Genomic DNA, 12,471 nt, shown 5'->3' with positions numbered 1-12,471 from the left:
GTTGAAAAACGAAAGCCCCGCCATGTGAATGGCGGGGCTTTTTTATTGCCAGCGCTAAAGCAAAAGCCCCTCGCCCTAGCCCTCTCCCAGGGGGAGAGGGAACTGATTGGGGGATATTGCAGGACTGCAGCGACCTGATCGCTCTGCGCCGAATCCATAATCAACCCATTCTTTCAGGTCGATGTATAACGCATTACAGCTCGGTCGGCCCCCTCTCCCTCGGGGCGGTCCGACGTTTCGGGAGGGCTGGGGTGAGGGTTGGCTTTTCAATGCCGTTTGATAAATCCGCTCAAAGCCGCCAACGCTTCCGGCGAGCGCAGCCGCTGAGTAAACAACGCGCCCTCCTCCTCGATTACCTTTCGCAGCAACTCTCGATCCGGCGCTCGCATCAATTGCTTGCTGATACGCACCGCTTCCACCGGCAGTTCGTCGAAGCGCAACGCCACTTCCCGCGCCTTGCTCAACGCCGCTTCGCCACTGTCCAGCGCCTCGGTGGCAATGCCCCAGGCCGCCGCTTGTTCCCCGCTGAAGCCTTCGCCGAGCAACAACAGCTCTGCCGCTCTGGCCTGCCCGAGCAACCGCGGCAGGATCAGGCTGGAGCCAAACTCCGGGCACAGCCCCAGATTGACGAATGGCATGCGCAAGCGCGCGTCGCGGCTCACATAGACCAGATCGCAATGCAGCAGCAGGGTCGTACCGATACCCACTGCGGCACCGGCCACAGCGGCGATCACCGGTTTGCGGCATTCGAGCAGATTGAGCATGAAGTGGAACACCGGGCTGTCGAGGTCGCTCGGCGGTTGCTGGAGGAAGTCGGCAATGTCGTTGCCGGCGGTAAAGCATTCGGCGCTGCCGCTGATCAGCACGGCATTGATGTCGGGATCGCTGTCGGCCTGTTGCAATGCCTCGGCGAGGCGGTTGTACATGGCGCGAGTCAGGGCGTTTTTCTTGTCCGGGCGATTGAGCCGCAGGCTCAGCAAACCGCGTTCGCGTTGCAACAGGATGGCTTCGGTCATGGCGTGTCTCGCGTCTGAAATCAGCGCTCAACCCCGGCTCAAAAATACGTCGGCCAGCAGTTGGTTGCGCGGCAGTCCGGCCAGGTATAGACGCCTGGCGAAGGCGTCGACACTGGCGGTCGAGCCGCAGACTAAAGCCAGGGTTTGCCGGGAAACAAGGCGCAGTTGCGCCAAAGCGGCGGCTGACTCGGCCGCCGTCCACAGCTCGACGCTGAGGCTTTCGCGCTGCGCAGCCAGTGCCGCCAGGGGTTTGGCCAGATAGTGGTCGCGCTGGTCATGGGCCAGATGAATGACGCGGATGGCGCCTTGGTGATCCTGCCGCAAGGCTTCGCGCAGCACACCGAACAACGGGCCCAGACCGGTGCCGGCGGCCAGCAGCCACAAAGGTCGGTCGTGCCAGTCCGGGTCGTAGTGCAAGGCGCCGCCGCGCAATTCGCCGAGGCGAAGCGGGTCGCCGATCTGAAGCTTTCGTGCAGCATCACTGAACTCGCCGGGCTGGCGGCAATCGAGGTGGAACTCGAGAAAACGGTCTTCCTGCGGCAGGCTGGCCAGCGAATAGGGCCGCGCAATCTGCCCGATCCACAACACCAGATGTTGCCCGGCGTTATAGCGCAGTGGCTGTTGCGCGGTCAGGCGCAGCCGCAGGACGCTATCGCTGAGCCAGTCCAGCGCTTCGACCTCGGCCGGGCGACCGTCGGTAATCGGGTCGAAGGTGTGTACCTCCATGTCCTCGATCACCTGACACTGGCAGGCCAGGCGCCAACCATCCTGACGCTGCTCGGCGCTCAAGGCGTCCGGGCGGTTATCGGCGGGCAGGCCTTGCACGCATTGCACCAGACAGGCGTGGCAACTGCCGGCGCGACAACTATAGGGCACGGCGACGCCGTTCTGGTTGAGCGCATCGAGCAGGTTGCTGCCCGCCGCCACCGACCAGTGCCGCTCACCGACGCGAAGTTCAGGCATCGACGTTCTCCCACGCTGCCGCACAGCGATTGCGCCCGTCGCGCTTGGCTCGGTAAAGCGCCTGATCGGCGCGCTGCAAGGCGTCGTCCAGATCATCGCCGAGGCCGAGCAGGGTCATGCCGGCCGACAGACTCAGATTGCGCACATTCAAGCCCACCAGTTCCACATCGGTAAAGGCGATACGCAGACGCTCGCAGCACGCGGTCAGCCGCTCGGCGTCACAATCGGGCAGCAACACGACGAATTCCTCACCACCATAACGCGCCAGCACATCGCCGTCGCGCAGACACGCCTGGGCGACACCGGCGAAGGCCTGCAGCACCTGATCGCCCGCTGCGTGGCCGTGCAGGTCGTTGATGCGTTTGAAATGGTCAAGGTCGATCAGCGCCAGGCCATGCACGACATCGCTGTCCATTGCATTAAGTTCGCGCGAGGCCAGGCGCAGGAAGTGCCGACGGTTGAACAGCCCGGTCAGCTCATCGGTGGCGACCAGATCCTCAAGCTGGCGCATCATCCCGCGCAGGGTGTCCTGATGCGCCTGCAAGGCAAACCGGCGCTGGCGCTGGCGTTGCCGCGAAACCTGAACGAAGCGCGCATACAGCACCAGCCACGCCAGCACCAGCGCCAGCACGCACACCTGCAACGCAGCAAGCGCCGGCTCGCGCAGGCGCAACTGGTAGCCGTCCCACAGGGTGATCGCACTGAAACTGAAGAACACCAGCAAGGCACAACGGACGAACGCTCGTCGACTGAGGTGGAACAGCCCGAACAACAGGATCATCACGTAAAACACCAGAAAGACGCCGCGCGCTTCGTCCAGATGGGCGATCAGCCAGGTCTGCCAGCCGAGCCCGAGCAGCACTTGCGCTTCGGTCAGGCTGGGGTCGGCGAAACGCAGGTTGCGCCCGCTCCAGAACAAGGCGAACAGCACCGCCTGGCTGATGACCACCAGGGCGCTGCCGATGCTCACGGCGTTGAGGGATTGCTCGTAGTGACCAGTAAAAAACGCCAGCCACAGCAGCAGTAAAGCCAATCCGTAGGTGGCTGCAGCGAGGGCGAAGCGTTTGAGCAAAAGACGTTGAATGGCGTTATGGGTCAATCGTTGACTCACCGTGCGATAAGAAGCTGACCGAGTGTCCTACTCTACAGACCGGTTGCCACTTTAGAGGCCCGGTCGCTAAATGACCACCGATTTTCGGGCCGGGAAAATGGCGTCAAAAGTGTGGCCCGCCTGGCCCAGACGGGCAGCTACAAGCCGCGAGCTTCAAGCGGCAAGCTAAAGCTGTCCGCGGACTGCTTCGACTTGCTGCTTGACGCTTGAAGCTTGAAGCTGCCGCCGAGAATGACCGCCGACGCGTGTACGCCCCTTTGATGCGCGGTATACTGCCGCGCCTTTTTAGCGTCGCGCCACAAAGGGACAGCTACAAGCCGCAAGCCTGAAGCGGCAAGCTCAAGCTGTCCGCGTAATGCTTAACTTGCCGCTCGAAGCTAGAAGCTTGTAGCTGCCCCATCGTGTTTTAGAGGAGCGCGACTCATGACCGTGATCAAGCAAGACGACCTGATTCAGAGCGTTGCCGACGCCCTGCAGTTCATTTCCTATTACCACCCCGTGGATTTCATCCAGGCGATGCACGAAGCCTACCTGCGCGAAGAATCGCCAGCGGCCCGTGATTCGATGGCGCAGATCCTGATCAACTCGCGCATGTGCGCCACCGGCCACCGCCCGATCTGCCAGGACACCGGTATCGTCACCGTGTTCGTCCGTGTCGGCATGGACGTGCGTTGGGATGGCGCCACCATGGGCCTGGACGACATGATCAACGAAGGCGTGCGTCGCGCCTACAACCTGCCGGAAAACGTCCTGCGCGCTTCGATCCTCGCTGACCCGGCAGGCGCGCGCAAGAACACCAGGGACAACACCCCGGCCGTGATTCACTACTCCATCGTCCCGGGCAACACCGTGGAAGTGGACGTGGCGGCCAAGGGCGGCGGTTCCGAGAACAAGTCGAAAATGGCCATGCTCAACCCGTCCGACTCGATCGTCGACTGGGTGCTCAAGACCGTTCCGACCATGGGCGCCGGCTGGTGCCCGCCGGGCATGCTCGGCATCGGCATCGGCGGCACCGCCGAGAAAGCCGCGGTGATGGCCAAGGAAGTGTTGATGGAATCCATCGACATTCATGAGCTGAAGGCCCGTGGCCCGCAGAACCGCATCGAAGAAATGCGTCTGGAGCTGTTCGAGAAGGTCAATCAGTTGGGTATCGGCGCCCAGGGCCTCGGTGGCCTGACCACCGTGCTCGACGTGAAGATCATGGATTACCCGACCCACGCCGCCTCCTTGCCGGTGTGCATGATCCCCAACTGCGCCGCCACCCGTCACGCGCACTTTGTGCTCGACGGTTCCGGCCCGGCCTCGCTGGAGGCGCCACCACTCGACGCCTACCCGGAAATCGTCTGGGAAGCCGGCCCGTCAGCCCGTCGCGTCAACCTCGACACCCTGACCCCGGAAGACGTGCAAAGCTGGAAACCGGGCGAAACCGTGCTGCTCAACGGCAAGATGCTCACCGGTCGCGATGCGGCGCACAAGCGCATGGTCGAGATGCTCAACAAAGGTGAAACCCTGCCGGTGGATCTCAAAGGTCGCTTCATCTACTACGTCGGCCCGGTCGATCCGGTCGGTGACGAAGTGGTCGGCCCGGCTGGCCCGACCACCGCGACGCGGATGGACAAGTTCACCCGCCAGATCCTCGAGCAGACCGGCCTGTTGGGCATGATCGGCAAATCCGAGCGCGGCCCGACCGCAATCGAGGCGATCAAGGACAACAAAGCCGTGTACCTGATGGCTGTCGGCGGCGCCGCTTACCTGGTCGCCCAAGCGATCAAGAAGTCGAAGGTGTTGGCGTTTGCCGAGCTGGGCATGGAGGCGATCTACGAGTTCGAGGTCAAGGACATGCCGGTCACCGTCGCGGTTGACAGCAAAGGCGAGTCGGTACACATCACCGGTCCTGCGATCTGGCAACAGAAGATCAGCGAAAGTCTGGCAGTCGAAGTGCAATAAGCGCTTTGCCTGAATGAAAACGGCCGGTTCATCCACAGTGATGACCCGGCCGTTTTTGCTTGTGTTTGCATTTGGCGATAAAAACGTGGGCCAAGCATACAAAACAGTCTTGCGCACCTGTCAGATCTGACAGGTCCGTTTACCGCTCACTCCTGTTAGCGTCTATCCATACGTCCTACCTAGCGCGAATGGATTCGACCATGGCCGATCAAGACCTCGAGATCACTGCTCCTTCCATCGCCCGAAGCTCATCGATCGCCACCATCGGCAAGAGCTGGAGCGCCGTTGGCCCGACCGGCACCACAGGTATCGAATTGCCCGTTCCGGCGTCGGCCGGGCGCGGGTGTGATCCGCACCTGACACTGTCGGGCAGCAGCCAGAGCGGTAACAGCGCATTTGGCCTCGGTTGGAATCTGGCGGGCCTGAGCCAGATCAGCCGACGCACCAACAGGGGCGTACCGCGCTACACCGGGCACGATGAAATCATCGGTCATGACGGTGAAGTCTGGATGCCGGAGCTGGATGACAACGGCAACCTGAAGTGGCGCAGCGAAAACAGTTACCTCGGCGTCCCTGTTGCCGAGCACAATGTGCTGTCTTACCGGGCGCAGATTGAGAGTGATTTCTCCCTGCGCGAATGCTGGCATCCGGTTGACGGGGGAGCGCCCTTCTGGCTGGTGCATGTGGCCGACGGCACGTTGCATGTCTACGGCAAAACCACCGCCTCACGCCGTACCGACCCCGACGACGAATCGCGCATCAGTAGCTGGCTGCTGTGTGAAAGCATGAACGCCCATGGCGAACACATCTGCTACGAGTACAAGCCGGACGATCAGCCTGACGAGCAAGACCCCATTCACGACTACCGCGCCCAGCGTTATCTGCGCCGGGTGTGTTACGGCAATGCCACGGCGAGCGACCGCCTCTATTGCTGGGACACCGAGCGGCCGACGGATCTGCCATGGCATTTTCAACTGGTGTTCGATTACGGCGAGCGCAGCACTTCGCTGACGGAGGTTCCGAGCTACGATGAAGTGAACCGCTGGCAGCTGCGACCTGATCCGTTTTTCACCTATGGTCAGGGTTTTGAATTGAGCACTCGCAGGCTGTGCCAGCAAGTGTTGATGTTTCATCACTTCCCCGAGGGCCTGGCGGCAGAGGCGAAACTTGCCCGTCGCCTGCTGCTGGAATATCGACCAATCCAAAAAATTGCGCAGAGCACCTACAGCCAGATCACCGCGGCGCTCTATCAGGCCTTCGATGCGCAAGGCAATGTCGAGCAATCACCGCCGGTAGAGTTCGAATACTCGCCCTTCGAGATCAACAAGACACCTGCACGCCTGTTGGAAAACGAGACTCAACCGGGCATCGAAGACAACGGGTTCTACCAATGCGTCGATCTGTATGGGGAGGGCGTGCCGGGCTTTCTCTGCCGCTACGACAACGCCTGGTACTACCGTGAACCGCTGCGCGCAGCGCCTGGCACTGAACTGATCGGTTACGGCCCCTGGGCTTTGCTGGACAAGATCCCGGTGGCAGATCGTAACCGCGCCGTGGCACAACTGCTTGATCTGACCGGCGACGGACGCCTGGACCTGATCACCGCCCGATCGGGTTACTGCGGGTTCCATGCGCTGAATGCGCAGCGACAATTCGAACTGTTCAGCGCGTTCGATAAGTATTCCGTGGAACACCAGAATCTGGGCTTGATCATGGGCGATTTTTGCGGCGACGGCCTGATGTCAGCGGCCACCATCAGCCCCGACCGTGTGCGTCTCTATGCCAGCCTGCGGGAAAAAGGCTTCGCTGCCGCACAAGAAATACCCCATGAATACGATGACGACCGTCTGCCGGTTTTCAGCAACTCGCAAACCGAACTGGTGCTTCTGGGTAACCTGCTCGGCAGCGACATGCCTGAGCTGTGCCGCATCCGCCATGACGAGGTCCGCTGCTGGCCGAATCTTGGTCACGGTAAATTCGGTAAAGGTCGCAAGATCAGTGCCCTGCCATTCACCTATGAAGAATTCGACGCCTCGCGAGTGCGTCTGGCCGACCTCAATGGTTCCGGCGCGCCGGCGTTGATCTATCTGCAATCCGAAGGATTCGACATTTACCTGAACCACGGCGGCAATGGTCTGCAACAGACTCCCGTCAGCGTTCCGTGGCCCGAAGAGGTGCGCTATGACCGTTCGTGCCAGGTCAGTTTCGCCGATCTGCAAGGCCTTGGTTGCGCCAGCCTGATTCTGACGGTACCGCATATCAAGCCTCGGCATTGGCGCTACGATTTTGTTGCAGCCAAGCCCTATCTGCTGGTCAACAGTAACAACAACATGGGTTGCTCCAGCAGCGTGACTTATCGCAGCTCGGCTCAGGAATGGCTGGATGAAAAGGAGCGGCTGCTGGCGCTTGAGCGTGCACCGGTATGTCATCTGCCGTTTCCGCTGGCCGTAGTAAAAAAGCAGGAGCAGTACGACGAGATCACCGGCAACCGCTTGACCCAGTCATTTACCTGGTGCGAAGGGTTTTACGACGGCATCGGACGGGAATTTCGCGGGTTCGGCTATTCACAGCGACTTGACTGCGAGATTGGAACCGATCCTTCAGAGCCTGGCTTCAACGAGCCGATGCAAACATGCACCTGGTTTCACAACGGGCAGGAAATGAATCGCTCCGGCGACGATTATTTCAGCGCGGACGTGGACGCCTGCCCGTTGGGCGAAACCCTGTTCAGTCGTTACCACCCCGAAGGTGAAATCGATGAGCCCGTCACTCCCGAAGACTCCGAGACTCGCTATCGAATTGCGCAGGCATTGGTCGGCTCGGTTGCCCGAACAGAGACCTTTGCCTACCGGCCAGATGCACAAGTCTCTGATGCAGCCGCCCTCTACTCGGTAGAGGAAAAGCGCTATCTGATTCGCGAGGTGCGGCCGAAGGGCCAATATGCAGCAGCTGTTCTGCTGCCCTTTCAGGTCGAAGCAATCAGTTATCAGTACGATGGTTTTATCAATGACCCGCTGTGCCGCCACGATGTCACCCTGCGCTGGGATGCTTATGGCGCCGCGACTCACGCATTTACCGTGAACTATGCGCGCAGGTTGACCGCCCAGAGCCCGCCCCCCTTCTCCGAAGACCATCTGAATCAGTGGTGGCGCGACGCCCAAGACGAGGAGCAGCATTACTTTTGTCTGCGTGAAACCTGTACGCGTCCGATCAACCTGACTGAGCCACAGCAATGGCGATTGGGCTCGCCGTATCAGGAACGGACCAATGCGTTTAAATTGGCCAAAGGTACGCGCCCCGGCGAGCTGACCCCGGCACAGGTATCTTTCGAATCGTTGAGAGAGCTTGAGGATTCGCCAGAATGGGCCATCGAACGCGTACTGACTTCCCAATCGATACAGCGCTACGTGGACACAGAGGGTATTGAACTGGAGGACGGCGTCGCCGGATTCGAAGCTCTGTTGCATTCTTTGGAACTTGCCTTACTGGACAAGACCGCGCTGGACGCTTACAGCATTGTGCCGGATCTGGACATCCGCGAGGCCCTCCGCGCAATTGGTTACTCACCCATGCCGCTGCTGTTCGAAGCGATGCTGCGCGAGGAACAAAACCTTTGGTCGTCGCGGTTCAATCTGGCTCGGTACGGCGATTTGCAAGCGTTCTACAAAGTGCTCGATTTCAACGAAACGCCAAGCCATGGCGTGACCAAAGCCGAATACGATCCACACTACCTGACCGTCGTGCGCATGGAATTGCCCGACGGTTGTGCCGTCCAGGTCGCAGAGTTCGATTACCACGCCCTCAAACCCAAGCGGATCACGGACGCCAATGACAACACTGAAGAAGTCATCTACGAGCCTTCCGGTCAGCCGCTGGTCATCAGCTTTCACGGTACCGAGAATGGCAAACCTGCCGGCTTCGACAAGCTGACCGATGACTGGACCTTGCCGGCCCCCAGTCCGGAACACGCCATTCTGTATCCGGAAGATACCGTAGGACACGCAGCGAGTACCCTGCACAAAAACCTGTTCAGCTGGATGGGCCTGATACCTGCCTCCACGCTTCAGGCCCGGGCGATCAAGCAAGGCGACCTTTTGCCTGGCGGGCAAATCCGTGCCAGCGCACGTCGCCGGCTTGGGCAAAACCACGTCCTGACGCCTGAAGACCAGCAATTGCGCGCAGCCATTGAACTGGCTTACCGAGAACCGGTACACATCGTGATGCTCACCGCCGACCGCTACCCCTACGACACCGTCAAGGCACAGATCCAGATCGTCAAAACCTGCTTCGATGGCTTTGCTCGGGTATTGCAAACCCAGCAAAAGGTCGGCCCGGGGCTGGCTTATGTGGTGGCTGAGGATGGTGAACTGCTCATCGAAGAAGGTGAGCAACCGACGCAGACACGATGGCGTATCAGTGAACGCGTCGAATACAACAACAAAGGTCTGCCGCAGCGCCAATACCGGCCGTTTTTCGCCAACACCCACCGCTACGTCAATGATCAATCGCTGCGCCAGCTCGGGTTGTTCGATCAATTGTTCCATGACGCGCTGGGGCGCCCGGTCAAGCTGGTCAACGCCAAAGGCTACTTTTACCGCCAGACTCGTCACCCTTGGTATCTCATCAGTGAGGATTTCAACGACACCGCGGAAGAACTGTCATGAACAGTCACGTCCATCATCGTACGCCAACCCTGACAGCCACCGACAGTCGTGGGCTGACTGTGCGGCGGGTCGACTACTGGCGCAAGAATGCCGATGACCTGCCAATGACCCGGATCACGCGCATGAAACAGGATCTGGCCGGACGCAGCGTTGCCCAATGGGATCCACGTCTTGCCGGCCCCTGTCTGGCGACTGTCTACTCATTGGCGGATCAGCCATTGAGAACAGACAGCGTCGATGCCGGTATGCGTTTGAGCCTGCCGGGGCTGGCAGGTCAGACCTTGCAGCGCTGGGATGATCGCGGTGCGGTCTGGCTCATGACTTACGACCGGCAACTGCGCCTGCTGAGTGTAAACAACACAGCCACCCCCCAGGACGATGAAGTATTCGAATATGCCGATGCCTCGGCGGATGCCGGCAACAACCTGCGCGGACGACATCAGCGACTGACTGATCCCTCAGGCTGCATGGAAGTGCACAGTTACAGCCTCGCCGGACACTCCCAGCGAGAAACCCGAACCTTTCACGATGAGAAATCGTTCACCAGCCAACGCACCTTTGATCCGCTGGGTGCGGTCACAGTGCTGACGGATGCCGGCCAGCATCAACAGACGATGCTTTATGATCTGGCCGGGCAACTCAAAGCCACCTCTCTGATCCTGAAAAACGGGCTCGAACGGGGGGTGCTTATCGACGCGCAATACAACGCCGGCGGACAGCTTGTCACGCAACAAAATGGCAACGGCGTCAGCGTTCATTGGGATTACGACCCGGCCAATGCCCTCCTCGTCAGGCAATGGGCACGCAAAGGCAGCGAACCGTTCATTCAGGACCTTGAGTACAGCTACGATCCGATGGGAATGATCACCCGGATCTTCGATGCCGCCGTCAAGCCGGTTTTTTTCGCCAATCAGCGCTGCGACGGCACGCGTACCTTCACCTACGATTCGCTGTATCAACTGAGCAGCGCTACCGGTTGCAGTGCCGCCGCACTGCCACAACCGGTCCGTGCGCAATCCTGCGACCCCGCAGACCTGCGTAACTACCTCCAGAACTACGAATATGACCACGGCGGCAATCTGATCAAAATCATTCAAGTGCGCGAGGGGGCAAGCCATACCCGACATATCGTGATCGATCCCCACAGCAATCGAGGCATATCGCAGGAAGCCGACGATCCCCCTCCGGACTTCAGCCGGTTGTTTGATCCGCACGGCAACCTGCTGGAACGATTGCCAGGCCAGCCGTTGCGGTGGAACAGCCGCGATGAGTTGCAATCGGTGGTCATGATCTCGCGTTCCGACGATCGGGAAGACGCGGAGAAATGCTGGTACAGCGAGGGCATGAGAGTGTGCAAACGCTACGAACACTACGGCAACAACACCAGCCACTTTCACCAGGTACGTTACCTGCCGGGGCTGGATATCTCCAGCAAGGACAATGGTGAAGAGCTGCATGCCATCACCGTCACCACCGGGGCGGGCACTGTGCGCTGTCTTTACTGGGAAAACGATCCGGCAAGCATTGGCACTACGCAATTGCGATACGGCCTGAACGATCACCTGAATTCATGCCTGATCGAACTTGATCAACTCGGGCAGATGATCAGCCACGAGCAATTCTTTCCATTCGGCGCGACTGCCTGTTTCCTGTCGCTCACCGATATAGAGGTCGATTACAAAACCATCCGCTACAGCGGCAAGGAACTGGATCGCAGCGGGCTCTACTATTATGGCGAGCGCTATTATGCGCCGTGGCTGGGTCGCTGGACGCAACCGGACCGACACGGAATCGCAGATGGCTTGAATCTGTATTGCATGACCCATAACAACCCGATCAACTTTGTCGACCAACAAGGGGCGACCACGACGCAGGCACAAACCAGCAGTGCTTCACAAACCAGCATTGCCATCTCCACTCCCGGCTCCTCGCGCCGATCGTCTTCGGCAGGAGTCGGAACACCAGGCCTGGTACCCGATCCCCAGGCCAATCCCCCCGGGCGCCTTCCCCCTGACCCCGAACTTACATGGAGCGAGCGGGCCAAGGCGGCAGCGCTGTCATTCGCCAACTCCAGGGTTGGGCTAACGCTGGTGCCTGCGGGCGGAATGTCCGTACCCAACGCATTGATTATCAGCTCCGTTTTGGCTATCACCGTGGAAATCGTACGAGACGCCACAATGTTCAACCCCAACTGGTCTCCCCCCGCCACATGGGACCCAGGTAGCGATGGACAATTGCCGCCCCGCGATGTAACGCAGGCTGCCCACAGCTTTTACAGCATTGTCACCAACGTCGCCAATTTGGTAGCGGTCGCTGCCGGCACGATTCTAGGGCCAGTGGTGGGCGGATACATTGATGAGTGGAGAAGCCCCAAGCTCCAGGCAGAAAATGAAAAGCGGGGTGGGAAATTGATGAACGCCGCAGAACACCGGATCAACGATTACCAGCTAAAGGCCAACCCGACGACAAAGGCACTGGACGCTTTGCGTACGCAGGTACTGGAGGCGGAAGAGCTGGCCGGGGTCACCTGGCGAAGCATGGGCATGCTCGAAAAAATTGGGCGGATGCGGCCACCACCCGTAGATAGTCCCAACTCGTCCCCCAGAAGTTCGACGTCTTCCGGTAGTACACCGTCCAGCGTGCGTAGGCGAAACAATGTCGTTCGTAGCCGCTCGAATTCGCGGGCAGCGTCCGTTTAGAAAGAGGTAACGCGCTACGGTGCTTATCGTTTCAGGCCGGGGCCATGCTATGGTCTCGGCCTGACTTTCCT

The 12,471-nt window shown here is 60.0% G+C and carries 6 protein-coding genes; 3 read left to right on the top strand and 3 right to left on the bottom strand.

Going from position 1 to position 12,471, the window contains the following annotated elements; all coding sequences use genetic code 11:
* Positions 1–266: 266 nt before the first annotated feature.
* From BLU24_RS07660 to BLU24_RS07650, 3 genes are read right to left on the bottom strand one after another with little or no spacing between them, the layout of a single operon-like run.
* The gene (locus BLU24_RS07660) at positions 267–1,016 is read right to left on the bottom strand and encodes an enoyl-CoA hydratase-related protein (RefSeq protein ID WP_093098892.1); all 750 of its coding nucleotides are present in this window, start codon (positions 1,014–1,016) and stop codon (positions 267–269) included.
* A 27-nt stretch (positions 1,017–1,043) separates the two neighbouring features.
* Entirely contained in the window at positions 1,044–1,979 is a 936-nt protein-coding gene (locus tag BLU24_RS07655; RefSeq protein WP_093098890.1) for an iron-sulfur-binding ferredoxin reductase, read from the bottom strand.
* On the bottom strand, positions 1,972–3,078 hold the full coding sequence (locus tag BLU24_RS07650) for a GGDEF domain-containing protein (protein ID WP_093098887.1): 1,107 nt from the start codon (positions 3,076–3,078) through the stop codon (positions 1,972–1,974). Before BLU24_RS07650 ends, BLU24_RS07655 begins: the two co-directional genes overlap by 8 nt.
* A gap of 435 nt (positions 3,079–3,513) precedes the next feature.
* Here BLU24_RS07650 and BLU24_RS07645 point away from each other — a divergent pair, with 435 nt between their 5' ends.
* The 3 genes from BLU24_RS07645 (at position 3,514) to BLU24_RS07635 (ending at position 12,400) form a co-directional block, all read left to right on the top strand.
* The gene (locus tag BLU24_RS07645) at positions 3,514–5,037 is read left to right on the top strand and encodes a fumarate hydratase (RefSeq protein ID WP_090285728.1); all 1,524 of its coding nucleotides are present in this window, start codon (positions 3,514–3,516) and stop codon (positions 5,035–5,037) included.
* Positions 5,038–5,237: 200 nt separating this feature from the next.
* A complete protein-coding gene (locus tag BLU24_RS07640; protein WP_093098885.1) occupies positions 5,238–9,701 on the top strand; it encodes a SpvB/TcaC N-terminal domain-containing protein in 4,464 nt (1,487 codons plus the stop codon).
* Positions 9,698–12,400, top strand: a complete 2,703-nt coding sequence (locus tag BLU24_RS07635; RefSeq protein ID WP_093098882.1) for an RHS repeat domain-containing protein — start codon at positions 9,698–9,700, stop codon at positions 12,398–12,400. The genes BLU24_RS07640 and BLU24_RS07635 overlap by 4 nt, the downstream gene beginning before the upstream one ends.
* Positions 12,401–12,471 lie beyond the last annotated feature (71 nt).

Source organism: Pseudomonas sp. Z003-0.4C(8344-21), from assembly GCF_900104975.1.
GTDB lineage: Bacteria > Pseudomonadota > Gammaproteobacteria > Pseudomonadales > Pseudomonadaceae > Aquipseudomonas > Aquipseudomonas granadensis.
Note: the sequence above shows the minus strand (reverse complement) of the source record. Positions and strands in the feature narration are given on the sequence as shown.

Excerpts from the sequence above, each read along its gene's own strand:
- BLU24_RS07660 (WP_093098892.1), bottom strand. The coding sequence starts at position 1,016 with ATGACCGAAGCCATCCTGTTGCAACGCGAACGCGGTTTGCTGAGCCTG.
- BLU24_RS07655 (WP_093098890.1), bottom strand. The coding sequence starts at position 1,979 with ATGCCTGAACTTCGCGTCGGTGAGCGGCACTGGTCGGTGGCGGCGGGC.
- BLU24_RS07645 (WP_090285728.1), top strand. The coding sequence starts at position 3,514 with ATGACCGTGATCAAGCAAGACGACCTGATTCAGAGCGTTGCCGACGCC.
- BLU24_RS07640 (WP_093098885.1), top strand. The coding sequence starts at position 5,238 with ATGGCCGATCAAGACCTCGAGATCACTGCTCCTTCCATCGCCCGAAGC.
- BLU24_RS07635 (WP_093098882.1), top strand. The coding sequence starts at position 9,698 with ATGAACAGTCACGTCCATCATCGTACGCCAACCCTGACAGCCACCGAC.